Consider the following 22,975-nt stretch of genomic DNA (forward strand, 5'->3'; position numbering starts at 1 on the left):
CGCGGTCGTCCACCTCGCACCTTCCCGACGACCGACCCAGGAAACAGAGTTACGTTCGTCGTATGACCCAGACGGACGAATTCGGTGAGGAACTCGCGGACTTCGTGCGCCGCATCGCGGAGCTCAAGGCGGCGCGGTCCGTGCCGACCGGGGACCTGCCGTCGGTTCTGGACGCGGCGATCTTCGAACTCGACCATGTGGCGGGCCAGTTGTGGCCGTGGTACGAGCGGTTGTCCACGTCGGAGCTGCCCCGCACCGCCCCGGCCGACCGCCAGGAGCAGCAGCTGCTGCGGGCGGTGTTCCAGCGTCTGCCGGTGCCCGTCGCACTGGTGGACCGGGAGACGGTGGTCCGCCGGCTGAACCTCGCGGCGACGGCCCTGACCGGCGCCCGCGCGGGTTATGCGACGGGCCGCCCGCTGACGGGCTTCCTCGCGCACGGCGACCGGGCGGCGTTCCGCTCCCAGGCCGCGGCGGTGGCCCGCGGCGAGGGCGACCGCAGCCTCACCGTCCGCCTCCAGCAGAGCCCGGCGGTACCGGTGCACACCACCCTCGCCGCGGTACGCCCGTCCGGCGAGCCGCGCGCCGCGGTCCTCACGGTGCTGCAGCCCGCGGGACAGCAGCTGCCCACCGCCGACGGCCCGCAGACCCCGCTGCCGGACCTCGGCGAGGCGACCCGGCACGCGGCCCTGACGGACCTCCTGGACACGATGACCACGACCCTGCTGACCGCACCTGCGGGCACGGCCCTGGAACGGGCGGCACACGTCCTGCACGGCTGTTTCGCCGACTGGGTGATCGCCGACACGGGGGCCGCGCGCCTGTCCCGTACGACCGTGCTGGCACCGTCGGACGAGCAGGCACCGGCACTGGCGTCCCAGGACCCGGCCGACTGCCCCCTGGTCACGGAGGCGGCCCGCACGGGCTCCACGGCACTGCAGATACGCCCGGAGAACCCGGATGCCTTCGGCCGGGACACGACGGGCGCCCCGTACCTGATCCAGGCGAACGTCACATCACTGCTGTGCACACCTCTGCCCGGCCAAGGCGTACTGACCTTGTTCCGCTGCGGTACACGCCCGCCGTTTTCCATGGCCGAAGCACAGGCGATGGACATCATGGCCCGGCACATGGCTCTGGCTGCGGGCAACGCCGTACAGGGGCGCGGGGCTGTGTCGTGAAACCCCTTGTGTCGTGAAACCCCTCTACGCGACGTCGCTCAACACCTGATCCCGCAACCGATTGCAGCACCGGCTGATGAGCCGGGACACATGCATCTGCGAGATCCCCAACTGCTCAGCGATCCGGCTCTGCGTCATGTCTCCGAAGAACCGCATGTAAAGGATCGCCCGCTCCCGCTCCGGCAACGCGGCCAGCCGGGGCTTCACGGCCTCCCGGTCCACGACCGTGTCCAGCGCGGGGTCGGCCGAGCCGAGGGCGTCGCTCAGGGAGTAGCCGTCCTCGCTGCCGGGCAGCTCCGCGTCCAGCGACAACGCGGTGAAGCTCTCCAGCGCCTCGAGCCCGACCAGTACGTCCTCCTCGCTCATGTTCGCGTGCTCGGCGATCTGCGCGACTGTGGGCCGCTGTCCGGACGCGCTCTGTGACAGGTCCTGGCAGGCGAACCTCACCCGGTTGCGCAGGTCCTGGACCCGGCGCGGCACGTGCAGGGTCCACATGTGGTCGCGGAAGTGCCGCTTGATCTCCCCGGTGACGGTGGGGACCGCGTAGCTCTCGAACGCGTTGCCGCGGTCGGGGTCGTAGCGGTCGACGGCCTTGACCAGGCCGAGGGCCGCGACCTGGCGCAGGTCCTCGTAGCTCTCGCCGCGGCTGCGGAAGCGTCCCGCGAGCCGTTCGGCCATCGGCAGCCATGCCTCGACGATCTGCTCGCGGACGGTGTCGCGCTGCTGGCCCGGGGGAAGCGTGGCGAGCCGGCGGAACGCCTCCGCGGTGTCGGGGGCGTCGTCGTGCGGGTGGTGCTTCGCGCTCGCTCGGTTTCGCATGGTGCGTCGCATCTCCCTATACGGGTGCTCTGGTTGGACGGTCACCGTGGGAGCGCGCGCACACCCCGGACAGAGACACGGGGGGTGCGGTCGCCGCTTCCCACGGACGTGCCTCCTGTCCGAAGCACTGACACAGCGCCTGCCCCGGGCCCCTGCCCGCAAACACCCACGCAGGTTTTCCGGCCGCGCCCCGGGTGACTCGGGCGGTGCGACGACGATTCCTCACGACCGGGAGGCCCGGAATGAGCACCAAGGTGTCCGACCACATCCTCGAGCGGCTGCGCGAGTGGGGTGTGGAGCACGTCTTCGGTTATCCCGGCGACGGCATCAACGGGCTGCTCGCCGCCTGGGGCCGGGCCGAGGACCGGCCGCGTTTCATCCAGTCCCGGCACGAGGAGATGTCCGCGTTCCAGGCGGTCGGCTACGCCAAGTTCAGCGGCCGGATCGGGGTGTGCGCGGCGACCTCCGGGCCGGGCGCCATCCACCTGCTGAACGGCCTGTACGACGCGAAGCTGGACCACGTTCCGGTGCTGGCGATCGTGGGCCAGACGCATCGGACGGCGATGGGCGGCTCGTACCAGCAGGAGGTGGACCTGCACACGCTGTTCAAGGACGTCGCCTCGGACTTCGTGGAGACGGTGACGGTTCCCGAGCAGCTGCCGAACGTGCTGGACCGGGCGATCCGCACGGCCTACGCGCGCCGCTGCCCGACGGCCGTCATCGTCCCCGGCGACGTGCAGGAGCTGGACTACGCGGCGCCCACGCACGAGTTCAAGATGGTGCCCTCCAGCCTGGACCGCAGCGCCTGGACGGCGATTCCCTCGGAGGAGTCCCTGCAGCGGGCGGCGGAGATCCTCAACTCCGGTGACAAGGTGGCGATCCTGGCCGGCCAGGGCGCGGCCGGGGCTCGCGCTCAGGTGGAGCAGATCGCCGAAGTGCTCGGCGCGGGCGTCGCCAAGGCGCTGCTCGGCAAGGACGTCCTGAGCGACGAACTCCCCTATGTCACCGGCGCAATCGGCCTGCTCGGCACGCGTCCGTCGTACGAGCTGATGCGCGACTGCGACACCCTGCTGACCATCGGCTCCTCCTTCCCGTACACACAGTTCCTGCCGGACTTCGGCAAGGCGCGGGGTGTGCAGATCGACATCGATCCGCACATGGTCGGGATGCGCTATCCGTACGAGGTGAATCTCGTCGGCGACGCGAAGGAGACGCTGAGCCGGCTGATCCCGATGATCCGGGGCGAGGAACGCGGGCGCGAGTGGTACGAGACGGTGTGCGACAACGTACGGCACTGGCGGGAGGTGATGGAGCGGCGGGCGCAGCTGTCGGCCGACCCGATCAACCCCGAGTACGTGGCCCGGGCCCTGGACCCGCTGCTGCCGGACGGCGCGATCGTCACGTCGGACTCCGGATCGGTGGCCAACTGGTACGCGCGGCATCTGACGATGCGGCCGGGCATGCGCGCCTCGCTGTCCGGGACGCTGGCGACGATGGGCTGCGGGGTTCCGTACGCGATCGGCGCGAAGTTCGCCCATCCGGACCGGCCCGTGTTCGCGCTGGTCGGCGACGGTGCGATGCAGATGAACGGGCTCGCGGAGCTGATCACGGCCGCGAAGTACCAGGACCGCTGGGAGGACAAGCGGCTGGTCGTGGGCGTCTGGAACAACCACGACCTCAACCAGGTGACGTGGGAGATGCGGGCCATGGAGGGCGCCCCGTCCTTCCTGCCCTCGCAGGAGCTCCCGGACGTGCAGTACGCGGCGTTCGCCCGCTCCCTGGGCCTGACCGGGGTGCGCGTGGAGAAGCCCGAGGACGTCGAGGCGGGCTGGCGGGCCGGGCTCGAGGCCGACGGCCCGGCCGTGATCGAGTTCCTCACGGACCCGGCCGTGCCGCCGATCCCGCCGCACGCCACGTGGGAGCAGATGGAGGCGACGGCCGCGTCGATCCTCAAGGGCGACGCGGACCGGGGCTCCATGGTCAAGCAGGGGTTCAAGGCGAAGCTGCAGGAGTTCCTGCCGGGCCACGAGAGGAAGTAGGCGCCACCCAGGTCGGCAGCGGCGGCGTCTCCTCCTCCGGTGTCTCGGAGGGCAGCAGCATCTCCTCGTACCGGCCGAGTGCCAGCAGTACGACCAGCATCACGACCGGGATGATCACGGCTAGCAGCGCCATTGCCTGTCCTTCCCCAGGTGGCTCCGTGGGGGGGTGGGTCCCGGGTCTCCCGCTGTCCGCCGCGCAAACCCCGTCCGATCCGGCCGGCAATCCCCGTGTCGGTGCCCGCTCCCCGGGTACGCGGTCCCCACCCCCGAAGATCTGGAGGGAGACAATGCAGCGAGGCAGTGACCGGCTGAGCGTCCACCGGGACGACGAGATGAAGCACGAACTGCAGGGTCTGCTCAGGTCCGGGCATCCCACGCGCACCGAGGAGTGGCACGACCCGGAGCCGACCGCCGAGGACGACCCGGAGGTCTGGGGCGGACCGGTGGCGCCGGGCAGCTCCCGGGCCTCTCTGGAGGCGGTGCGTCTGGAGCTGGCCAGGATCCTGGGCCGCAGTTCCTTTCCCGCGGGACCGGGCGAACTGAGTGCCGTGCTGCGCCGGAGGAACGCCCCCGACGCCCTGATCGAGGCCCTGCAGGTGCTGCCGCGCTCGGCGCGCTACACCAATGTGCAGGCGCTGGCCGAGGCGCTGACGGAACGCGGCGGCGCGGGCCGGGGAGGTGCCCGCCGATGACCCAGTGCGTGAGGGACGTGATGACGCCGGGTGTGATCACCGTCCGCCCGGACGCCTCACTCGTCGAGGCGGCTCAGCTGATGCGCGCCGAGGACATCGGGGACGTCCTGGTCGCCGACGACCGGCGGGTGGTCGGGGTGCTCACCGACCGTGACATCGCGGTGCGCGCGGTGGCCGAGGGCGTCGACCCGCTGACGGTACCGGCCGAGGCCGTGTGCACGCCGCGCCCGGTCGTGGTCGGACCCGACGATCCGGTGCCGGAGGCGGTCGGGCTGATGCGGGAGCACGCGGTACGGCGACTGCCGGTCGTCGAGGACGGCCGGCCCGTCGGCTTCGTGAGCCTGGGCGACCTGGCGGTGGCGCGGGACCCGGACTCGGCACTCGCCGAGATCAGCCGCGCCGATCCGGGCCGCCGGGGCCGCGTATGAGCCGGGACCGGGCCGCCGAGATCGCCGCGACGGGCGTCACCGTCGACGTCGGCGAGGCCACCACCCGCTACCTGCTGTACGGGCTGCTGCCCAGCTGGTTCGTCCCGGGGCTCGCCGACTGGGTGATGCACCGGCGCACCCGGATCGAGGACACCGCGGGGACGAAGGAGTCCCTGATCCACTCATTGATGATGGCCGAGGTCGGCGTGCCGATCGCGCTCACCCTGCGCTACGAGGTCAACCCGCTGATGCTGTCGGTGCAGTTGGGCGGCGCCGCGGTGCACGAGGCGACCGCGCTGTGGGACGTACGGACGGCCGTGCGGAGCGAGCGCGAGGTCAGGCCCGTCGAGCAGCACATCCACAGCTTCCTGGAGTCGCTGCCGTTCGGGGCGCTGGCCGCGCTGATGTGCCTGCACGCCGACCAGGTGAAGTCACTGGTGCGGGGTGGCCGCGGCGACCCGGACGCATGGCGGCTGGTGCCGCGCCGGCCTCCGCTGTCGCGCGGCTATCTCGCGGGCATCGCCGCCGCGATCGGCACGTGCGTGCTCCTGCCGTACGGGGAGGAACTGCTGCGCTGCGTGCGCACGGGCCTGCGGAAGAAGCCCGGCGGGAACCAGAAGTCCGTTGAGGAGAAAGGCCGTTGAGCCGAGAGGATGCTGAACCATCATGCGCATCGCATTCCTGACCGCACCCGAGGGCGTCGAGCAGATCGAGCTCACCGATCCGTGGCAGGCGGCGGTCGACGCGGGACAGGACCCCGTACTCGTGTCCACGAGGCCCGGTGAGATCCAGGCCTTCCATCACCTGGACAAGGCGGACAGGTTCCCGGTGGAGGAGGTCGTCGGCGAGGTGCCGGCCGAGTCCTTCGGCGGGCTGGTCCTGCCGGGCGGCGTCGCGAACCCGGACTTCCTGCGCATGGACGAGAACGCCGTGACGTTCGTCCAGGCCTTCTTCGAGCGGGGCCGCCCGGTCGCCGCGATCTGCCACGCACCGTGGCTGCTCGTCGAGGCGGACGTCGTACGGGGCCGGGTGCTGACCTCGTGGCCGAGCCTCAGGACCGACATCCGCAACGCGGGCGGCACCTGGGTCGACGAGCAGGTGAGGATCTGCGACCAGGGCCCCAACAAGCTGGTCACCAGCCGCAGGCCGGACGATCTGAAGGCGTTCTGCGAGGCGTTCCTTGACGTCTTCGCGCAGGAGACCACCGGCTGACCGGAGGCGACCTCGGTCCGGGCGGCGGGGTCACGCCCCGCCGCTCACCTCTGTTCCCGGGCCCCACTTGCCGACGGGATTCTTCCGGGTCCGGGCCCCGTCCACCGCGGCGGCCCGCTCCCGGGCCCCGTCGCGGGTGCGGCCCGCGGCGACGAAACGGCGCGGGTTGCGCCGCAGGTACTCGCCCTCGAGCTGCGCCATGCGCTCGTTGTGGGCCCGCAACGCGTCGTTCGAGCCGTACAGCAGGGTGTCGTGGCGCGTGCGGTGGATCGTCTCCAGCTCCTTCATGAGCTGCTGGTCGTCCAGACGGCCCGGGTCGACTCCGGTCATGGTGGTGCCCGCCTCGTCGTGTTCGTTCATGCGGTTCGGGTACCCGCCCGGTGAGCAGCACTACCCCGTCAGGCATCCGGGAGGGAGCCATGGATCTCGCTTTTCTGAATCCACTGTACGAACATTCCGGCCCCTGGGCCTCCGTGTACGTCGACACCTCCCGCCACACGGAGCACACGCCCCACGAGCGGCATCTCACGGCCGCGGCGATGTCCCGGGAGCTGGCCGGACAGGGCGCCGACGACGCCACCTGCCGGGCCGTGGAGAACGCGATCGAGGAGCTGCGCCACTCTCCCGAGCCGCACGGGCGGGCCCTGTTCGCCCATGCGGGTCACGTCGTCCTGGACCCGCCGCTGGCCCGCTCCCCGCAGGGCAGCCACGCCGAGTGGACGCCCCTGCCGCGGGTCACCCCGCTGCTCGAGCTGGCCGATCAGGAACCGGTGTGCGTGGTCGCGTACATCGACCGCAAGGGCGCGGACTTCGAGCTGCGCACCACGCTGGGCCGGGAGGACGCCGGGTCGGTGACGGGGAGGCAGTGGCCCGTCCACCGGACGAGCACCGTCGACTGGTCGGAGCGGCACTTCCAGCTGAAGGTCGAGAACACCTGGGAGCACAACGCGGTGGAGATCGCCGACGCGCTCTCCGTGTGCCAGGAGGAGACCCGGGCCGACCTGCTGGTCCTGGTCGGTGACGACCGGGAGCGGCGGGCCGTGCACGAGCGGTTGCCGCAGCGGCTGCGCGACCGCGTCACCGAGCTTCCGCACGGCTCCGGCAGCCGGCTCCTGGACGAGGAGGTGGAGGCGGCCCGCGCCGAGCATGTGCGCCGGCGGGCCGAGGCCGAGCTGGAGCGGTTCCTGGCCGCCCGCGCACCGGACGCCGAGGGGCGCTCCGGGGCGGTGGAGGGGGTTCCCGCGCTGGTCGAGGCGGCCCGTGAGCACCGGATCGACGAGTTGCTGGTCCGCACGGACGGACCCGACACGTACCGCGAGGTGTGGATCGGCGAGGACCCGGACCAGCTGGCCGTACGCCGTACGGACCTGAAGACCCTCGGCGAGCAGCACTCGTGGGCGGCCCGCGCGGACGACGCCTTGGTCCGCTCGGCGGTCACCACCGACGCCCCCGCCCTGGCGGTGTCCCCATCGGAGGACACCCCGGCGGGCGGCCTGGGCGCCCTGCTGCGCTGGAAGTGACCGGGATCGGCAGCGCTCCAAAGGGGCGCTGGGAACTGCGCGACCAGCCACCGCAGCGCCGCAGACGAAAGACAACCCATCGCACCCTGGGCGCCCTGCTGCGCTGGAAGTGACCGGGATCGGCAGCGCCCCGAAGGGGCGCGGGGAACTGCGCGACCTGCCACCGCGGCGCCGCAGACGAAAGACGACCCATCGCACCCTGGGCGCCCTGCTGCGCTGGAAGTGACCGGGATCGGCAGCGCTCCAAAGGGGCGCGGGGAACTGCGCGACCTGCCACCGCGGCGCCGCAGACGAAAGACGACCCATCGCGGCCGGCACTACCAGCGGAGCGCTATCTCGCTCGTTCCACCCGCCGTTCGTCCCACACCGGCTCCGGTGTCTCGCGGACCCGGCCGTCGCTGCCGAAGACCAGGTAGCGGTCGAAGGAGCGGGCGAACCAGCGGTCGTGGGTGACCGCGAGGACCGTGCCGTCGAAGGCCTCCAGGCCTTCCTGGAGAGCCTCGGCGGATTCCAGGTCGAGGTTGTCGGTCGGCTCGTCCAGCAGCAGTGCCGTCACGCCCTCCAGTTCGAGGAGGAGGATCTGGAAGCGGGCCTGCTGGCCGCCGGAGAGCCGGTCGAAGGTCTGCTCGGCCTGCTGCGTCAGCTCATAGCGGCGCAGCCGGGACATGGCCGCGCCACGGTCCTGGGAGTGTTCCTTCCACAGAATGTCGAGGAGGGTGCGGCCCTGGAGCTCGGGGTGGGCGTGGGTCTGCGCGAAGTGGCCGGGGAGGACCCGCGCGCCGAGCTTCCACTCCCCCGTGTGCGCCACGTCGTCGCCGGCGAGCAACCGCAGGAAGTGCGACTTGCCGGAGCCGTTCGAGCCGAGGACGGCGACCCGTTCGCCGTAGAAGACCTCCAGGTCGAAGGGTTTCATCAGGCCGGTGAGCTCGAGTCCCTTGCAGGTGACGGCCCTCACGCCGGTGCGGCCGCCCTTGAGCCGCATGGTGATGTCCTGCTCGCGCGGCGGCTCCGGGGGCGGTCCGGCCTCCTCGAACTTGCGCAGCCGGGTCTGGGCGGCACGGTACCGGGACGCCATGTCCGCGCTGTTCTCCGCTGCTTGACGGAGCGTCAGCACCAGCTTCTTCAGCTGGGCGTGCTTCTCGTCCCAGCGCCTGCGCAACTCCTCGAAGCGGGCGAAGCGTTCACGGCGGGCGTCGTGGTACGTGGCGAAGCCGCCGCCGTGCACCCAGGCGTCGGCGCCGGCCGGGCCGGGTTCGACCGAGACGATCTTCTCGGCGGCGCGGGCGAGGAGTTCGCGGTCGTGGGAGACGAAGAGGACCGTCTTGCGGGTCTCCTTCAGTCGCTCCTCCAGCCAGCGTTTGCCGGGTACGTCGAGGTAGTTGTCGGGCTCGTCGAGCAGCAGCACCTCGTCGGTGCCGCGCAGGAGCGCCTCCAGGACGAGCCGCTTCTGCTCACCGCCGGAGAGGGTGCTCACCTGCCGCCACTGCGCCCGCTCGTAGGGCACGCCCAGCGCGGCCGTGGTGCACATGTCCCACAGCGTCTCCGCCTCGTACCCGCGGACCTCGGCCCAGTCGGCGAGCGCCTGCGCGTACCGCAGCTGGGCGGCCTCGTCGTCGACGGTCATGATGGCGTGCTCGGCCTTGTCGACGGCCTGCGCGGCCTCGCGGATACGGGGCGGCGCCACCGACACCAGCAGGTCCCGTACGGTCGTCTCGTCCCGCACGGACCCCACGAACTGACGCATCACGCCGAGTCCGCCGCTCACGGTGACGGTCCCGCCGTGCGGTTTCAGTTCACCGGAGATCAGCCGCAGCAGGGTGGTCTTGCCGGCGCCGTTGGGGCCGACGAGGGCCACGGCGGCCCCTTCGCCCACCCGGAAGGACACATCGCCGAGCAGGGCCCTCCCGTCGGGGAGGTAGTACTCGAGATGTGCGGCTTCCAGATGTCCCATGAGGAGGCATTCTGCGGGCGCCCACCGGGGACGGGCAAACCCATATTCCGCCCTCGGCGCGAGCGCTTACCCGGCTTCCGCCCCGGTCTCGCCCAGAGGGCGTCCCGCGGGGCCGCCGTCGCCGGCCGGGGCGACCGTCGCGCCCGCCCAGGACAGCGCCTTCCAGCCGTCCGACGGCGAACCCTCCAGGATGACCACTCCGGTGTTCTCGAGCCGGTGGGCCGCCGCGAAGGGGATGTCGACGTTGTCCGCGCGGGACGCCGTCCAGCACCGGATCGCCGCGCCGTGGCTGATCATCGCGACCGTCCCCGCCCCGCTCGCCGCGGCCTCGGCGACCACGGCGTCGTACCGTGCGAGGAACTCGGCGCCGCTCTCGCCGCCCGGCATCCGCAGCGCCGTGTCACCGGCCGCCCAGGCGAACACCGTGCGCATGTACACCTCGCCCTGCTCCGACTCCCCGGGCAGCATCTCCAGGTCGCCCGCGGTGACCTCCCGGATGCCCTCCCGCACCCGCACCTCGAGTCCACGGGCCGCGGCCAGGGGGGCGGCCGTGAGCCGGGCGCGGACGAGGACGGAGGCGTACAGACCCTCGATGTCCTCGTCGGAGAGAACCTCCGGAAGCAGGGCCGCCTGGCGCTCGCCCAGCTCGGTCAGACCGGCCCCGGGAGCTGCGGTGTCCAGCAGGTAGTCCACGTTCGTCGGGGTCTGGCCGTGGCGGACGAGCAGCAGACGCATGCAGGGATCCTCCGGTTTTCGGTACCGCCCCCGCACGGAAACGGCCACTTCAGGGTACCCGGCACACATGAGCCCAGATGTCGATCTCACCGTCCCGAAGCCCGGCCGCCATGCCCTGCGTGACCGGCTGCTCGCCCTCGACAACCGGCTGTTCGAGTTCTCGGCCGAGCGGCACTGGCCGGCCGCCGGGCCCGTGCTGCCACGGCTGAGCCGGAGTGCGAACCACGGGGTGCTGTGGTTCGCCGCGGCGGCCGCCATGGCGGCGAGCCGCACGCCGCGGGCGCGCCGCGCCGCCGCCCGCGGGCTCGCCTCGCTGAGCCTGGCCTCTCTGACGATCAACACCCTGGGCAAGCGGACGGTGCGCCGCCCGCGGCCCGTCCTGGATCCCGTGCCGCTGGTCCGGCAGCTGAAGCGGCAGCCGATCACCACGTCGTTCCCGTCCGGTCACTCCGCGTCGGCCGCCGCCTTCGCGACCGGGGTGGCCCTCGAGTCGCCCAGGTGGGGCGCCGTCGTGGCCCCCGTCGCGTTCTCGGTGGCGATGTCCCGGGTCTACACGGGCGTCCACTTCCCGAGCGACGTCCTCGCGGGCGCGGCCCTCGGCGCGGGCGCCGCGTTCGCCGTGCGGGGGATGGTGCCGACCCGCACTCAGCTCATGCCGCCGGCCCGGCCCCGCGCCGAGGTTCCCGCGCTGCCCGAAGGGGAGGGACTGGTGGTCGTGGCCAACACGGCCGCGGGCACCGCCGACCGGATCCGGGCACTGTGGGCCGGCCTGCCGCTCGCGGAGATCGTCGAGTGCGAAGCCACCGAGGTGCGGGACGAGTTGGAGAAGGCCGCGGCCCGCGCTCGCGTCCTCGGCGTGTGCGGCGGCGACGGCACGGTGAACACGGCCGCGGAGACCGCCCTGCGCCATGGTCTGCCGCTGGCCGTCGTACCGGGCGGCACACTCAACCACTTCGCGTACGACCTGGGCGTTGAGGACGTCCGGGACCTGAGCCGGGCCGTGCAGGGCGGCGAGGCCGTGCGGGTGGACGTGGGCCGCTTCACCTGCGGCGACCGGCGGGGCGTCTTCCTCAACACCTGCAGCCTGGGCGTGTATCCGGAGCTGGTGCGCGAGCGGGACCGCTGGTCGCGCCGGATCGGCGGCTGGCCCGCCGGGATCCTCGCGACGCTGCGTGTGCTGCGCACCGGACGGCATCCGCTGGAGGCCGAACTGGGCGGCCGCGCCCACCCGTTGTGGCTGCTGTTCGCCGGAAACGGCACCTACCACCGTATGGGCCTCGCCCCCGGCCGCCGCCTCGACCTGGCCGGCGGACGGCTCGACGTACGGGTCGTGCACGGCGGACGCCGGCCCGCGCTGCGCCTGCTGGCCGCCGCCGTCGCGGGGCCGCTGACCCGCTCCCCCGTGCACGCGGCGGTCCAGGTCGGCCGGCTGCACCTCAACGGCGTCGCCCCCGGAACGCTTCTCGCGTACGACGGCGAAGTCATCGAGGTGCAGGGCGAGGTGACGCTGGACAAGCTGCCGGAGGCGTTGACGGTGTATCGCCCACTACCCAACAGCTGATAATCCGTCAGCTCGCATCGCGAGACAAAGGGTCTCATTATTCGGCATGCGCGCGTACGGTGAGGCGTGTCGCCCCGGACTCCCAGGAGCCCGGGGGCCGGTACCAGGAGAAGGGGCACAGCCATGCCGAAGGCCCAGGAGACAGCCGTCTACACGCACGGCCACCACGAGTCGGTGCTGCGGTCGCACACCTGGCGGACCGCCGCCAACTCCGCGGCCTACCTGCTCGGCTCCCTGAAGCCCCACATGAAGATCCTGGACATCGGCTGCGGCCCCGGCACCATCACCGCCCACCTGGCCGCCCTGGTCCCCGCCGGGCACGTCACCGGCGTCGACCACGCGCCGGGCATCCTGGACCGGGCGCGGGCCGCGGCCGCCGAGCGGGGCCTGACGAACACCGACTTCGCGGTCGCCGACGTGCACGCCCTCGACCACCCCGACGACACGTTCTGCGTGGTCCACGCCCACCAGGTGCTGCAGCACGTCGGCGACCCGGTGCAGGCGCTGCGCGAGATGAAGCGGGTCACCAGGCCGGGCGGTTTCATCGCCGTCCGGGACTCCGACTACGCGGCGATGACCTGGTATCCCGGGTCACCGGGGCTGGACGACTGGCTGGACCTGTACCGCCGGGTGGCCCGCGCCAACGGCGGCGAGCCGGACGCCGGACGCCGGCTGAAGTCGTGGGCGCTGGCGGCCGGGCTCACGGACATCACGGCCACCTCCGGCACCTGGACCTTCTCGACGCCGGACGAGCGGGCATGGTGGAGCGGCCTGTGGGCCGACCGGACCCTGGCCTCGGCGTACGCGGAGCGCGCCACGGAGGGCGGTCACGCCACCCTGGACCAACTGCGGGCGGTGTCGGACGCCTGGCGGGAGTGGGGAGAGCGGGAGGACGGCTGGTTCACCGTCCTGCACGGGGAAATTCTCTGCCGCAAGGAAGTCTGATCCGCGGTTTTCGGGAAACCCGGAATGCAGGAGGTTCACGTTATGGTTCCCATCCTGCTGGTACTGCTTCTGGCTCTGATCCTTTTCGGTGCGGGATTCGCACTGAAAGCCCTCTGGTGGATCGCGCTGGCCGTTCTTGTCGTATGGCTGCTGGGATTCCTTTTCCATGGGACGACCGCAGCCGGCGGCAGGGGCCGCTGGTACAGGTGGTGAGTTGAGTAATTCCCGTCGACGACTCAGTCACGGGGAAGCAGTGGTCCGAGCGGCCCGAGGTCCAGATTGAGGTCCTCGGGCCGCAGTCCGTAGCGCTGACGCAACTGGGCCATGCGGTCCTCGAGCAGCATCAGGGTGAGCCCGATCCGCTCCTCCTGCTCCTCGGTCAGGTCGCCGACGTCGAACCGGCGCACCGCCTGCCGCTCCATCAGCTGGCGCAGCAGCTCCACGACGGTCAGGACCAGCTTGACCAGGTCACGCTCGACGGTGTCGGGATCGAGGTCGAGCCGGTTGCGGGGTGCGGTCACGTCAACTCCCCCCACGGCGACGGCACCTGGGCGTTCACGGAGCTGATCAGCGCGTTCAGGTCGATGCGCACCAGGTCGACGTCCGCGATGCGCAGCGTGACGTCCCCCGTGATGACGACACCGCCGGCGAGCAGCCGGTCGAGCAGGTCCACGAGGGCCACCTCACGGCGTTCGACGACGGTCACGGTTCCTCCCCCGCGAAGGAATAGGCCGCCCATGGCCCGGTGAGTTCGACGCGCATTCCGGATGCCTCGTCCTTCGTACGGTCCACGATTTCCACGAATTCCTCTGACCGCGTGCGCGACACCAGATAGGCGGCGTTGAGCACGTTCCGCCCGGGGGCACCGGAAAGGGCGGAATTCTGCGGGGCGTGCAGGCGGGAATCCTCCGCGTGCTCGGACAGCTTTTCGTGCAACCGGCTCGCGAATTCCTCGGCCCGCTGCCACAGGTCCTCCCGGGCCCGGAAGCTCGCCCGCCGCTGCCGCAGATAGTCCCGACCGCTCGCAGGCTGCTCAGCGGGCTCGCCGGTGGCCCCCGTGTCCTCGGGTTCGGCCTCGACGTACACCTTGACGCCCCACTCCACCCGGCCTTCCAGCCGGTCGAGGATGCGCCGGAAGTCGTCCTCACGGGCCTCGATCATCACGCGTACGGCGCTGTCGTCCCGGAAGACGGTGGCCAGCCGCAGCGGCAGCGGGGTGGTCACCACCGTGAGCGCGTCGATCACGCCCTGGTGGGCGCGGGCGGTCGCGGCGAGCCAGTCCATGTCCTCCAGATGGGCGCGCAGCGACGCCTCGGCGAAGTCCCCCTCCGGCACATGGCTGACGACGGCGACCAGGCCGTGGTGGTGCAGCAGCCTGGGCGGGTCGCCCGCCACGCCCGTCAGCTGGGCCTGGAGAGGGGTGCCGAAGGGTCGGCAGACGGCGTACACGTAGCGCAGTCCGGTCATGGGGCCTCCTCCTGCACGCGGCCGGGCTCCAGTTGCGCCAGCCGCTCACGCAACTCGGCGTTCTCACGGGCGAGTTCGTTGCGGCGGGCGCGCGACGACAGGGCCGGGTCCTCCTCCCACCAGTCGATGCCCATCTCCTTCGCCTTGTCGACGGAGGCGACGATGAGCCGCAGCTTGACCGTGAGAAGTTCGATGTCGAGCAGGTTGATCCTGATGTCGCCCGCGATGACGATCCCCTTGTCGAGCACGCGCTCGAGGATGTCGGCGAGGTTGGCGCTCCCGTCCCGGGCATAGGGGTCGGGGAGCCGTCCCGGAGTGGTCATCGGCGGCTCCCGCCGTCGACGTACTCGTCCTCGTCCTCGTCCTCGGGCACCTCGTCGAGCTCGTCCGCGGGCACCTCCTCGTCCTCGTCCTCGGGCACCTCGTCGAACTCGTCCGCGGGCACCTCCTCGGACTCCTCCTCGACGTTCTCCGCGGGCTCCGCCTCCGGTTCCTCCTCCTCGTACTCGTCGTACTCCCCGCTCTCCCCGTTCTCCTCCTCGGCGTAGGGGGCCTCGTCCTCGTACTCCTCATCCTCCTCCTCGCCGGTCTCCTCGGCGAGCGCGTCCTCGTGCGACGTGACGACCTCGCCGTCGCGGATCTCGCCGCGCCAGCCCTCCTCCACCTCGCCCCTCAGGGTGACGAAACGGGCGTAGTTCTTGAGGTCGAGGCGGGCACGGCGGCCCTGGGCGCGCCAGAGGTTGCCGGTCTTCTCGAAGAGGCCCTTGGGGTAGTACTCGATGACCATCAGGACGCGGGTGAGGCCGTCGGCGAGCCGGTGGAAAGAGATCACGCCCTTCGTGGTGCCCTTGGCGCCCTCCGACGTCCAGGAAATCCGATCGTCGGGGACCTGCTCGGTGGTGTGCGCCTTCCAGCTGCGGTTGGACCACCAGATCTTCAGCTGCCAGTCCGAGGTCGTGTCGTCGGCGCGGCTGGCGCTCTTGACCCCCTTGGCGAAGGTGCTGAAGTCCTGGTAGCGGGTCCACTGGTCGTACGCCGTGCGCAGCGGCACGCCCACGTCGATCTGCTCGATGATCACCGTGGGCCCGGCCCCCGCCCCGCCCTTGCGGCGGCCCTTGCCGCCGCCGAGGTTGCGCAGGGCGCCGGTCACGCTGTCCTTGGCGCGCGAGGCGCCGGCCTCCAGTGCGCTGCGCAGCGGGCCCTTGCCCTCGACCAGCTTGCGGCCGCCGTCGAGGGCGAGCCGGGCCAGGCCTGGGCTGTTGCCCTCGGCCATGTCGTTCAGCCTGACCGTGGCCTCGCCCAGCTTGCGGCCGAAGCCGACCAGCAGTCGCTGGGCCTGGGCGGCGAGGTACTCCTCCAGCTCCGCCCTGAGGCGCTCGGCGGCCTCGCTGCGGGCCGCGTCGGTGAGCGGGTTGCCGCGTGCCGTGCCGGCCGCGGACGTCGCGGATCCGAGGGTGTCGGTCATCGCTCACCACCCCCCTTCGGCAGCCGCGCCCGGGATGCGGTCCTGGCGGCCGTCCTCCTGGCCGACGTGGTCTTCTTCGCGGCCGCCTTCTTGCCCCGGGCCTTCTTGGCGGGAGTCTCCTCGGCCGCGGCCTTCTTGCCGGGAGCCTTCTTCGCCGCGGTCTTCGTCGCCGCTGCCTTCGTCGCCGCGGTCTTCTTCGCCGCGGTCTTCTTCGCCGAGGCCTCCCGGGTGGCGGCCTTCTTCGCGGGAGCCTTCCCGGCGGGTCGTTCGCCGGCCGGCTCCTCGGGCTCCTCCTCCGGCTCCGGCTCCGGCTCCGGCTCCTCGTCGTACTCCTCCTCCGCGTCCTCCGCCTCGTCGCCCCCGAGGCCCGTCTCCGGCGGCTCGGGCACCACTCCGGCGAGCTGGTCGCGCACGGCCGCGGTCCGTCCGTGCAGCCGGTCGGCGATCGCGTCGATCTGCCGCTCGACCATCGCGCCGGAGGCCGCCTTCCCGACTCCGCGCAGGTCCTCGCGCAGCTGGTCCCCGATCTCCTTGAACTGCGGGTTGTTCAGCAGCTGCTGGGACAGCAGGTCCGCGAGCGCCCGCGGGCTGAGGTGCATCCGCTTGCCGGCCACGAGGGTGCCGACGGCGAAGGCCAGTTTCAGTTTCCTCGTACGTCCCAGGACGTATCCGGCCCCTACCGCGAGGCCCAGTCCCACTCGGTTCATCGTCTTGTCCCGTCGTTCGTTCCCGGGTCCGTGCCCAGGCCGGTCTCCAACCGGTCGAGGAGCTCGTCCTCACGCCGGTCGAACTCCTCCTCGTCGATCTCACCGGCCTCCAACGCCTCTTCGAGGCGGGCGAGTTCGGCCCTGATCACGGCCGGGTCGTAGTACTGTCGTTCGGCCTCGTTCAACACCTGTCCGATCACCCACGCGCTCCCGCGCACCGGGGCGAACGGCAGCAGCAACACCTCCCCGATCAGCCCCACGGGGCTACTCCGTTCCGCCGGCCGCGGCGGGTTCGGCGGGCCCCGGCTCGACGAAGCTGTACGGCGGCAGGGGCCCGTTGACCCGCACCTCGAGGTGCGGATGGCCCTTACGCAGCTGATCCACCGCGGTCAGGAACACGGCGGACGAGTCGCGGGCCACCAGGAAGGACACGTTGGCGAGCCAGCCGGTGGACTCGGGGCCCACGCTGACCGCCTCCGCGGCCGGTTCCAGCGTGTGGTGCACGTCCGCGGCGTCCTCGCCCTCGCGGGCCTTGACCGCGGCCACGACCATCTCGCCCAGCCGCAGCTTCTGCTCGTAACTTCCGCCACCCGCCCGGCGGTTCTCCTCGGTCAGCGCACGGACCTCCGGATTCTCGGACATCACGCGGTGCAGCACGGACTCCTCGTCGTGCGTGGCCTTGACGTTGTACTCGACCTTGCCGTCCAGGACCTGGAGGCGTTCCTTGTAGTGGTCGGCGCGCTCGGCGAGGACGCCGGCGACGGCGTCGTCGTCCGGGGCGACGCTGCCGAACCGCATGGGCAGCACACAGCCGGCCGCGCCCGCCTCGCTCAGCACGTTCTGGTGGGCGAGCAGGTCCTTGCGCTTGGGCCGCAGTCCTTCGGGGGCGTCACTGACGATCGCCGACAGCTCGCCCTCCTTGACCACGCGCAGGGTCCGGGGCGGGTCGCCGACACCGGCGACACCCTCGGGAAGCGTCGGATGTGAGCTCGCCGTGATGCCGTAGACGTACGTGCTCACTCCTGTTCCTCCTTCTTGCGTGCGGCCGTGGACTTGCGCGCCCGCGGACGGGGTTCGCGTTCGGGCTCGCCGCCTTCCTCCCGCGCCTGCTTGAAGGCGTCCGAGACGGTCTGCGCGGCGCCGGACAGCGCGCCCTTGGACTTGCCGCGCGCACCGGACTCGGTGATCTCGCCGACCACGTCGGGAAGCCCGGGGCTCTTGCGCGGCCCGGCCTCGAGGTCGAGCCGGTTGCACGCCTCGGCGAAGCGCAGATAAGTGTCGACGCTGGCCACGACGACACGTACGTCGATCTTCAGGATCTCGATGCCGACCAGGGAGACCCGTACGAAGGCGTCGATGACGAGCCCCCTGTCGAGGATGAGCTCCAGGACGTCGTAGAGGCCGCTGCTGCCGCCTCCGCCGGCCTGTTGTGCCGGGACAACGGTCATGCCGACCGTTCCTCCTTGTCTGTGGGTGTCGTGGGTGTCGTGGGTGCGGGCGGCGGCCTAGCGGCCGCCGGGCCTGTGTGCGTCGGCCCGCCCGCGTTCGTAGCGGCGGATGCGCCGGTAGCCGGTGAGCTGTCCGTCCGGGTCGAGGTCGACCCGGTAGCTCGCGAGCAGGCTCATGGTGTCGGGGACCCGTTCCAGTTCCAGGACCTCGATCTCCAACGTCCAGCCGATCTCGGTCCGTTCGAAGGACGACACGGACTCGGCCGTCATGCCGGTGAGCTCGGTGAGCTGACTGCGCGCGTTGCGCAGGAGTTCCGTGGGGCTCGAACTGGCCTCCTCCCGGCCGCTGTTTTGCTTGTCGCCTTCAGGTGTGTTCCGTGAATTGGTCATAGTCCCCGGTGAATTGGTCATGGTTCCCCTCGAACCCCCGAGTGGCCCGAGAGGAGTTGGCCAAACCCACGGGATCGCGTGCTTCAGGTACGCAGTGCGTCCAGTCGGCGCCTGGCCGGTCCCAGGGCACGGCCCCGGCGCAGCACCCCTGACCAGGGGTTCGTGCGGCCCTGGTCGACGGCGTCGGCGATGGTCCAGCGGCGCGGTCCGAGGTCCGGATCGTCCAGCTGGTCCCAGGTGATCGGGACGGCGACGGGTGCGCCGGGCCGGGCGCGCACGCTGAACGGGACGACCGCGGTCTGCGCGTAGGCGTTGCGCTGCACGTCGAGGTAGAGGCGGTCGCCGCGCTCCTTCTTGCGGGCGGCCGTGGTGAGCCGGTCGGGGTGCTCCGCGGCCAGCAGTTCGGTCATCTCGCGGGCGAACTCGCGGACCTCGTCGAAGCCGTCACGACCGTTCAGGGGGACGAGGACGTGCAGTCCGCGCGAACCGGTCGTCATGAGGGCGGAGGGGAGCCGGAGTTCGTCGAGCAGTTCCCGCGTCCAGCGCGCCGCCTCGCGGACCGGTTCGAAGCCGCCCCCGGACGGGTCGAGGTCGACGACCATCACGTCGGGACACTCGATGGGGGTCCCCCCGCTCGAGCGAAGCCGAGAGTGGGGGAGATCGGTGCGGGACAGCCAGCGGTGCAGGGTGAGGCAGGCCTGGTCGGCGAGGTACACGAGGCTGGGGCTGTCGTCGCAGACGGTGTGGCAGACGGTGCCGTCCTCCTTGGCCACCTCGACGCGGGTGATCCACTCCGGGTAGTGGTCCGGGGTGTTCTTCTGCATGAACCGGGGCCCGTCCAGGCCGTCCGGGTGGCGCTCCAGCATCAGCGGGCGGCCGCGCAGGTGCGGAAGCATGTACGCGGAGACGGACCGGTAGTACTCGGCGAGGTCGCCCTTCGTGTACTCCTTGCCGTCCCCGTCACCGGGGAAGAGCACCTTGTGCGGCCGCCGCACCTCGACGGTACGGCGGCCGGCGCGCACCTTCAGCACGTCGTCACCGCTCACGGCACCACGGCCTGTTCCACCAGCAGCCGCCCGGCCGCCGCGATCGACTCGGCGTCGATGCCCGCGGCGTGCAGCTGCTCCTCCGGGCTCGCCGAACCCGGCATCGTACGGACGGCCAGGCGCACCAGGCGCGGCATCGGGCGTCCGTCGAGGAACGCGTCGAGGACGGCGTCCCCGAGGCCGCCCTCCTCACGGTGGTCCTCGACGGTCAGCAGGCAGTCGGTGTCCTGGGCGGCCTGGCGCAGGGTGAGCCGGTCGACGGGCTTGACCGAGTACAGGTCGATCACCCGCACCGGGATGCCCTGCCGCTCCAGCGCGTCGGCGGCGGCCAGCGCCTCGTGCACGGTGACGCCCGCCGCGACGACCGTCATCCGGTCCCGGCCGGAGGAGCGCAGCACCTTGCTGCCGCCGACGGGGAACTCCTCGCCGGGGCCGTAGATCACCGGGGTCTCGCCGCGCGACGTGCGCAGATAGCGGATGCCGTCGAGACCGGCCATGGTCGCGACCAGACGGGCCGTCTGGTTGGCGTCACAGGGGTACAGGACGGTCGAGCCGTGCACCGCCCGGAACATCGCCAGGTCCTCCAGGCCCATCTGGGACGGCCCGTCCTGCCCGATGGCGACGCCCGCGTGCGAGCCGACCAGGTTGATGCCGGCGCCACTGATCGAGGCCATGCGCACGAAGTCGTGGGCGCGCGTGAGGAAGGCCGCGAACGTCGAGGCGTACGGCACCCAGCCCCGCGAGGCGAGCCCCACCGCGGCGGCGACCAGCTGCTGTTCGGCGATGTAGCACTCGAAGAAGCGGTCGGGGTGCTCCTTGGCGAAGAACTCGGCGCGTGTCGAATCACTGACCTCGCCGTCGAGGGCGACGATGTCGCCGCGGCCGGTGCCGAGGGCGGCGAGCGCCTGCCCGTAGGCGTTGCGCGTCGCGATCTCGTCCCCCTTGTCGTAGCGGGGCAGGTCGGCGTGGCCGGTGCGTACGGCGTGCAGCATGCGTGCGGCGTGCGGCTCGCGCACCCGCACACGGATGTCGCGCACACCGCCGAGCTCCTCGATCGCCTCGTCGGCGTCCGGCAGCGGTTTGCCGTGCAGGCCCTCGCGGTCCTGGACGGACTCCACGCCCCTGCCCTTGAGGGTGCGGGCGAGGACGGCGGTGGGCTGTCCCTTGGTGGACTCGGCCTCCCCGTACGCCCGGTCGACGGCGTCGACGTCGTGGCCGTCGATCTCAACGGTGTGCCAGCCGAAGGCCTGGAAGCGTCGGGCGTAGGCGTCGAGGTGGTGGCCGTGCCGGGTCGGGCCGCGCTGGCCGAGCCGGTTGACGTCGACGATCACGGTGAGGTTGTCCAGGTGCTCGTGTCCCGCGAACTCGGCGGCCTCCCACACGGAGCCCTCGGCGAGTTCGCTGTCCCCGCACAGCACCCACACGCGATAACCGGTGCGGTCCAGCCGCTTGCCGGCCAGCGCGACGCCGACGCCGACCGGCAGGCCCTGGCCGAGGGAGCCGGTGGCCGTCTCGACCCACGGCAGCCGCTGCGGGGTCGGGTGTCCTTCGAGGCGGCTGCCCAGCTTGCGGAAGGTGAGCAGTTCGGTGTCGTCGATGGCGCCGGCCGCCTTGTAGGCGGAGTACAGCAGGGGGGAGGCGTGTCCCTTGGAGAGGACGAAGCGGTCGTTGCCCGGATGGGCGGGGCGGTCGAAGTCGTAGTGGAGGTGGTTGGCGAGCAGGACGGCCATCAGGTCCGCGGCGGACATCGACGACGTCGGATGCCCGGAGCCCGCGGCGGCGGCAGCGCGGACGCTGTCCACACGCAACTGCTGGCCGAGTTCGACGAGTTCACCGGTCTTCATCGGTTTCCTTCCGCGGGTCGTCGGAACGCTTCACGGGGCCGGGGGCGACGTCGGGGCCGGGGGCGGGCTGGTTCTCGGGTGGTTCGACCACAGGTGGCGCGGACCTCTTGGGCTTCTTCGGCTCCCCCGTTTCCCGGCCGGTGGCCGCTGCCCGCTGCGGCCCGCCCGCCACGCGTGCCAGTTCCGGTGACGCCGTGTCCAGCGGCACCGACCAGGACCGAACGAGGCCCAACTGGACTGCCTGGCGCGGGAGTACGGCGTCCAGCAGCCAGTCGGCGGCGACGCGCACGCGGTTGCCGGGCATCGCGGCGAGGTGGTAGCCGCGGGCGACCGCACCGGCCACCGGGCCGGACAGGGGGACGCCCAGCGGATCGGCGGCCGCCTGCACCCCGCCGAGGTCCACGACGAAGCCCATGTCGCGATGGCGGTAGACACGGCGTTCGCCGCCGCCGAGCGAGGCGGCCACGTTGCGGGCCGCGACCTTGCCCTGCCGCCAGGCGTGCTGTGCCGTCATCGTCGTGTACTGACCGGGTTTCTCCAGGTCGGGTACCGCGGCCGCGTCGCCGCAGGCGAACACGTCGGGGTGGCCCGGCACCTGCAGATACGGGTCGACCAGCAGCCGGCCGCGCTCCATCGGCAGGCCCAGCGACTCGGCGAGCGGATCGGGCCGTACGCCGACGCACCACACCAGGGTCCGCGTGTCGACGAACTCGCCGTCGGTCAGCAGGACTCCGTCGTGCGTGGCCTCCTTCACGGAGGTGCCCATGCGTACGTCGACGCCCCGCTGGCGCAGCACGCCGTCGGCGGTGCGGGAGAGCCGCTCGTCCAGCTCGGGCAGGACGCGCGGCGCGATGTCGAGCAGCAGCCAGCGCGGCCGCAGGCCCGCCCGCAGCGGGTGTTTGCGGACCTGCGCGTCGGTGAACAGCTGCCCCTGCGCGGCCACTTCCGTGCCGGTGTAGCCCGCGCCGACCACGACGAACGTGCAGCGGGCGCGGCAGCTCTCGGGGTCGTCCGCTGCGGCCGCCAACTCCACCTGCCGGGTCACGTGGTCGCGCAGGTACAGCGCCTCGGGCAGGCCACGGAAGCCGTGCGCGTGCTCGGCGACGCCGGGGATCGGCAGCAGCTTGTTGACGCTGCCGGCGGCGAGGACGAGCCGGTCGTGGGACAGGGTCCCGCCGTCGCCCTCGGGGCCCGTGTAGTGCACGGTCCGCTCGTCGAGGTCGATCGCGTCGGCCTCACCGAGCACCAGTCGTACGTGGGGCAGGGTGCCGGAGAGCGACACGGTCACCCGGCGTGGTTCCAGGATTCCGGCGGCGACCTGGGGCAGCAGGGGCAGGTACAGAAAGTAGTCGGTCGGGTTCAGCAGGGTGACGTCGGCCTGGTGCCGGGCCGTCCGGGACAGGGTGCGGGCCGTCCGGTACCCGGCGAATCCGGCTCCGACGATCACGATGCGGGGTCGACTCACGGTTCGCCTCCGGCGTTCTTGATGGCTCGTTCGCCTAGCTCGGGAGCCTTCCGCGTCCCCCTG

Annotated in this window: 27 protein-coding genes; 10 read left to right on the plus strand and 17 right to left on the minus strand. The window is 71.9% G+C overall.

Annotation, left to right across the window (positions count from 1 at the left end; genetic code table 11):
• The first annotated feature begins 62 nt into the window (after positions 1–62).
• Positions 63–1,178, plus strand: a complete 1,116-nt coding sequence (locus tag ABZO29_RS10360) for a PAS domain-containing protein (RefSeq protein WP_367319848.1) — start codon at positions 63–65, stop codon at positions 1,176–1,178.
• Positions 1,179–1,202: 24 nt separating this feature from the next.
• On the opposite strand, the gene ABZO29_RS10365 is transcribed toward ABZO29_RS10360, so the two are convergent.
• A complete protein-coding gene (locus ABZO29_RS10365) occupies positions 1,203–1,997 on the minus strand; it encodes an RNA polymerase sigma factor SigF (RefSeq protein WP_367319849.1) in 795 nt (264 codons plus the stop codon).
• A 242-nt stretch (positions 1,998–2,239) separates the two neighbouring features.
• Between ABZO29_RS10365 and ABZO29_RS10370 the strand changes: the two genes are divergently transcribed.
• From ABZO29_RS10370 to ABZO29_RS10390, 5 genes are all read left to right on the plus strand, one after another.
• Positions 2,240–4,036 (plus strand): thiamine pyrophosphate-requiring protein, encoded by a 1,797-nt coding sequence (locus tag ABZO29_RS10370; protein ID WP_367319850.1) that lies wholly within the window; start codon positions 2,240–2,242, stop codon positions 4,034–4,036.
• Between the two features lie 287 nt (positions 4,037–4,323).
• Positions 4,324–4,728, plus strand: coding sequence for a DUF2795 domain-containing protein (locus tag ABZO29_RS10375; protein WP_367319851.1), 405 nt, complete (start codon positions 4,324–4,326; stop codon positions 4,726–4,728).
• Positions 4,725–5,156 carry a CBS domain-containing protein gene (locus ABZO29_RS10380; RefSeq protein ID WP_367319852.1) on the plus strand — a complete coding sequence of 144 codons (432 nt, stop codon included), beginning with the start codon at positions 4,725–4,727 and terminating at the stop codon, positions 5,154–5,156. The genes ABZO29_RS10375 and ABZO29_RS10380 overlap by 4 nt, the downstream gene beginning before the upstream one ends.
• Complete coding sequence (locus ABZO29_RS10385; protein WP_367319853.1) at positions 5,153–5,800, plus strand: diguanylate cyclase; 648 nt, start codon at positions 5,153–5,155, stop codon at positions 5,798–5,800. Before ABZO29_RS10380 ends, ABZO29_RS10385 begins: the two co-directional genes overlap by 4 nt.
• A gap of 22 nt (positions 5,801–5,822) precedes the next feature.
• Positions 5,823–6,368: a type 1 glutamine amidotransferase domain-containing protein gene (locus tag ABZO29_RS10390; RefSeq protein WP_367319854.1), complete on the plus strand. Its 546-nt coding sequence runs from the start codon at positions 5,823–5,825 to the stop codon at positions 6,366–6,368.
• Between the two features lie 30 nt (positions 6,369–6,398).
• On the opposite strand, the gene ABZO29_RS10395 is transcribed toward ABZO29_RS10390, so the two are convergent.
• The gene (locus ABZO29_RS10395; RefSeq protein ID WP_367319855.1) at positions 6,399–6,728 is read right to left on the minus strand and encodes a DUF6158 family protein; all 330 of its coding nucleotides are present in this window, start codon (positions 6,726–6,728) and stop codon (positions 6,399–6,401) included.
• Positions 6,729–6,787: 59 nt separating this feature from the next.
• Here ABZO29_RS10395 and ABZO29_RS10400 point away from each other — a divergent pair, with 59 nt between their 5' ends.
• The gene (locus tag ABZO29_RS10400; protein ID WP_367319856.1) at positions 6,788–7,888 is read left to right on the plus strand and encodes a Vms1/Ankzf1 family peptidyl-tRNA hydrolase; all 1,101 of its coding nucleotides are present in this window, start codon (positions 6,788–6,790) and stop codon (positions 7,886–7,888) included.
• A 331-nt stretch (positions 7,889–8,219) separates the two neighbouring features.
• Here the strand turns inward: ABZO29_RS10400 and ABZO29_RS10405 are convergent, their stop codons facing one another.
• Together ABZO29_RS10405 and ABZO29_RS10410 are read right to left on the minus strand one after the other, a co-directional pair.
• Entirely contained in the window at positions 8,220–9,839 is a 1,620-nt protein-coding gene (locus ABZO29_RS10405; protein ID WP_367319857.1) for an ABC-F family ATP-binding cassette domain-containing protein, read from the minus strand.
• A 66-nt stretch (positions 9,840–9,905) separates the two neighbouring features.
• The gene (locus ABZO29_RS10410) at positions 9,906–10,574 is read right to left on the minus strand and encodes a histidine phosphatase family protein (protein WP_367319858.1); all 669 of its coding nucleotides are present in this window, start codon (positions 10,572–10,574) and stop codon (positions 9,906–9,908) included.
• A 67-nt stretch (positions 10,575–10,641) separates the two neighbouring features.
• Between ABZO29_RS10410 and ABZO29_RS10415 the strand changes: the two genes are divergently transcribed.
• The 3 genes from ABZO29_RS10415 (at position 10,642) to ABZO29_RS10425 (ending at position 13,293) form a co-directional block, all read left to right on the plus strand.
• Positions 10,642–12,135 carry a bifunctional phosphatase PAP2/diacylglycerol kinase family protein gene (locus ABZO29_RS10415; RefSeq protein WP_367319859.1) on the plus strand — a complete coding sequence of 498 codons (1,494 nt, stop codon included), beginning with the start codon at positions 10,642–10,644 and terminating at the stop codon, positions 12,133–12,135.
• Between the two features lie 123 nt (positions 12,136–12,258).
• Positions 12,259–13,080: a class I SAM-dependent methyltransferase gene (locus ABZO29_RS10420; RefSeq protein ID WP_367319860.1), complete on the plus strand. Its 822-nt coding sequence runs from the start codon at positions 12,259–12,261 to the stop codon at positions 13,078–13,080.
• A gap of 42 nt (positions 13,081–13,122) precedes the next feature.
• Complete coding sequence (locus ABZO29_RS10425; RefSeq protein WP_367319861.1) at positions 13,123–13,293, plus strand: hydrophobic protein; 171 nt, start codon at positions 13,123–13,125, stop codon at positions 13,291–13,293.
• Between the two features lie 23 nt (positions 13,294–13,316).
• On the opposite strand, the gene ABZO29_RS10430 is transcribed toward ABZO29_RS10425, so the two are convergent.
• The 13 genes from ABZO29_RS10430 to ABZO29_RS10490 form a co-directional block, all read right to left on the minus strand.
• On the minus strand, positions 13,317–13,601 hold the full coding sequence (locus ABZO29_RS10430; protein ID WP_367319862.1) for a gas vesicle protein K: 285 nt from the start codon (positions 13,599–13,601) through the stop codon (positions 13,317–13,319).
• Entirely contained in the window at positions 13,598–13,786 is a 189-nt protein-coding gene (locus tag ABZO29_RS10435) for a gas vesicle protein (protein WP_367319863.1), read from the minus strand. Before ABZO29_RS10435 ends, ABZO29_RS10430 begins: the two co-directional genes overlap by 4 nt.
• Positions 13,783–14,547, minus strand: coding sequence for a GvpL/GvpF family gas vesicle protein (locus tag ABZO29_RS10440; RefSeq protein ID WP_367319864.1), 765 nt, complete (start codon positions 14,545–14,547; stop codon positions 13,783–13,785). The genes ABZO29_RS10435 and ABZO29_RS10440 overlap by 4 nt, the downstream gene beginning before the upstream one ends.
• The gene (locus tag ABZO29_RS10445) at positions 14,544–14,870 is read right to left on the minus strand and encodes a gas vesicle protein (protein WP_367319865.1); all 327 of its coding nucleotides are present in this window, start codon (positions 14,868–14,870) and stop codon (positions 14,544–14,546) included. Before ABZO29_RS10445 ends, ABZO29_RS10440 begins: the two co-directional genes overlap by 4 nt.
• Positions 14,867–16,012 carry an SRPBCC family protein gene (locus ABZO29_RS10450; protein ID WP_367319866.1) on the minus strand — a complete coding sequence of 382 codons (1,146 nt, stop codon included), beginning with the start codon at positions 16,010–16,012 and terminating at the stop codon, positions 14,867–14,869. The genes ABZO29_RS10445 and ABZO29_RS10450 overlap by 4 nt, the downstream gene beginning before the upstream one ends.
• Positions 16,009–16,719 carry a DNA primase gene (locus tag ABZO29_RS10455; RefSeq protein ID WP_367319867.1) on the minus strand — a complete coding sequence of 237 codons (711 nt, stop codon included), beginning with the start codon at positions 16,717–16,719 and terminating at the stop codon, positions 16,009–16,011. Before ABZO29_RS10455 ends, ABZO29_RS10450 begins: the two co-directional genes overlap by 4 nt.
• The gene (locus ABZO29_RS10460) at positions 16,716–16,979 is read right to left on the minus strand and encodes a gas vesicle protein GvpG (protein ID WP_367319868.1); all 264 of its coding nucleotides are present in this window, start codon (positions 16,977–16,979) and stop codon (positions 16,716–16,718) included. Before ABZO29_RS10460 ends, ABZO29_RS10455 begins: the two co-directional genes overlap by 4 nt.
• 4 nt (positions 16,980–16,983) lie before the next feature.
• Positions 16,984–17,739, minus strand: coding sequence for a GvpL/GvpF family gas vesicle protein (locus ABZO29_RS10465; RefSeq protein WP_367319869.1), 756 nt, complete (start codon positions 17,737–17,739; stop codon positions 16,984–16,986).
• The gene (locus ABZO29_RS10470; protein WP_367319870.1) at positions 17,736–18,167 is read right to left on the minus strand and encodes a gas vesicle structural protein GvpA; all 432 of its coding nucleotides are present in this window, start codon (positions 18,165–18,167) and stop codon (positions 17,736–17,738) included. The genes ABZO29_RS10465 and ABZO29_RS10470 overlap by 4 nt, the downstream gene beginning before the upstream one ends.
• A gap of 57 nt (positions 18,168–18,224) precedes the next feature.
• Positions 18,225–18,557 (minus strand): gas vesicle protein, encoded by a 333-nt coding sequence (locus ABZO29_RS10475; RefSeq protein WP_367319871.1) that lies wholly within the window; start codon positions 18,555–18,557, stop codon positions 18,225–18,227.
• 83 nt (positions 18,558–18,640) lie between these two features.
• On the minus strand, positions 18,641–19,603 hold the full coding sequence (ligD, locus tag ABZO29_RS10480) for a non-homologous end-joining DNA ligase (RefSeq protein WP_367319872.1): 963 nt from the start codon (positions 19,601–19,603) through the stop codon (positions 18,641–18,643).
• Positions 19,600–21,447, minus strand: coding sequence for a transketolase (locus tag ABZO29_RS10485; protein ID WP_367319873.1), 1,848 nt, complete (start codon positions 21,445–21,447; stop codon positions 19,600–19,602). Before ABZO29_RS10485 ends, ligD begins: the two co-directional genes overlap by 4 nt.
• Positions 21,434–22,912: an NAD(P)/FAD-dependent oxidoreductase gene (locus ABZO29_RS10490; protein ID WP_367319874.1), complete on the minus strand. Its 1,479-nt coding sequence runs from the start codon at positions 22,910–22,912 to the stop codon at positions 21,434–21,436. The genes ABZO29_RS10485 and ABZO29_RS10490 overlap by 14 nt, the downstream gene beginning before the upstream one ends.
• Positions 22,913–22,975 lie beyond the last annotated feature (63 nt).

Source organism: Streptomyces sp. HUAS ZL42, from assembly GCF_040782645.1.
Taxonomy (GTDB): Bacteria; Actinomycetota; Actinomycetes; order Streptomycetales; family Streptomycetaceae; genus Streptomyces.

What these genes read in the sequence shown, in the direction of transcription:
- ABZO29_RS10360 (WP_367319848.1), top strand. Translation starts at nt 63, where the DNA reads ATGACCCAGACGGACGAATTCGGTGAGGAACTCGCGGACTTCGTGCGC.
- ABZO29_RS10440 (WP_367319864.1), bottom strand. Translation starts at nt 14,547, where the DNA reads ATGACCGGACTGCGCTACGTGTACGCCGTCTGCCGACCCTTCGGCACC.
- ABZO29_RS10410 (WP_367319858.1), bottom strand. Translation starts at nt 10,574, where the DNA reads ATGCGTCTGCTGCTCGTCCGCCACGGCCAGACCCCGACGAACGTGGAC.
- ABZO29_RS10485 (WP_367319873.1), bottom strand. Translation starts at nt 21,447, where the DNA reads ATGAAGACCGGTGAACTCGTCGAACTCGGCCAGCAGTTGCGTGTGGAC.
- ABZO29_RS10455 (WP_367319867.1), bottom strand. Translation starts at nt 16,719, where the DNA reads ATGAACCGAGTGGGACTGGGCCTCGCGGTAGGGGCCGGATACGTCCTG.
- ABZO29_RS10470 (WP_367319870.1), bottom strand. Translation starts at nt 18,167, where the DNA reads ATGACCGTTGTCCCGGCACAACAGGCCGGCGGAGGCGGCAGCAGCGGC.
- ABZO29_RS10390 (WP_367319854.1), top strand. Translation starts at nt 5,823, where the DNA reads ATGCGCATCGCATTCCTGACCGCACCCGAGGGCGTCGAGCAGATCGAG.
- ABZO29_RS10395 (WP_367319855.1), bottom strand. Translation starts at nt 6,728, where the DNA reads ATGAACGAACACGACGAGGCGGGCACCACCATGACCGGAGTCGACCCG.
- ABZO29_RS10375 (WP_367319851.1), top strand. Translation starts at nt 4,324, where the DNA reads ATGCAGCGAGGCAGTGACCGGCTGAGCGTCCACCGGGACGACGAGATG.
- ABZO29_RS10400 (WP_367319856.1), top strand. Translation starts at nt 6,788, where the DNA reads ATGGATCTCGCTTTTCTGAATCCACTGTACGAACATTCCGGCCCCTGG.
- ABZO29_RS10415 (WP_367319859.1), top strand. Translation starts at nt 10,642, where the DNA reads ATGAGCCCAGATGTCGATCTCACCGTCCCGAAGCCCGGCCGCCATGCC.
- ABZO29_RS10420 (WP_367319860.1), top strand. Translation starts at nt 12,259, where the DNA reads ATGCCGAAGGCCCAGGAGACAGCCGTCTACACGCACGGCCACCACGAG.
- ABZO29_RS10450 (WP_367319866.1), bottom strand. Translation starts at nt 16,012, where the DNA reads ATGACCGACACCCTCGGATCCGCGACGTCCGCGGCCGGCACGGCACGC.
- ABZO29_RS10475 (WP_367319871.1), bottom strand. Translation starts at nt 18,557, where the DNA reads ATGACCAATTCACGGAACACACCTGAAGGCGACAAGCAAAACAGCGGC.
- ABZO29_RS10405 (WP_367319857.1), bottom strand. Translation starts at nt 9,839, where the DNA reads ATGGGACATCTGGAAGCCGCACATCTCGAGTACTACCTCCCCGACGGG.
- ABZO29_RS10445 (WP_367319865.1), bottom strand. Translation starts at nt 14,870, where the DNA reads ATGACCACTCCGGGACGGCTCCCCGACCCCTATGCCCGGGACGGGAGC.
- ABZO29_RS10370 (WP_367319850.1), top strand. Translation starts at nt 2,240, where the DNA reads ATGAGCACCAAGGTGTCCGACCACATCCTCGAGCGGCTGCGCGAGTGG.
- ABZO29_RS10365 (WP_367319849.1), bottom strand. Translation starts at nt 1,997, where the DNA reads ATGCGAAACCGAGCGAGCGCGAAGCACCACCCGCACGACGACGCCCCC.
- ABZO29_RS10425 (WP_367319861.1), top strand. Translation starts at nt 13,123, where the DNA reads ATGGTTCCCATCCTGCTGGTACTGCTTCTGGCTCTGATCCTTTTCGGT.
- ABZO29_RS10385 (WP_367319853.1), top strand. Translation starts at nt 5,153, where the DNA reads ATGAGCCGGGACCGGGCCGCCGAGATCGCCGCGACGGGCGTCACCGTC.
- ABZO29_RS10380 (WP_367319852.1), top strand. Translation starts at nt 4,725, where the DNA reads ATGACCCAGTGCGTGAGGGACGTGATGACGCCGGGTGTGATCACCGTC.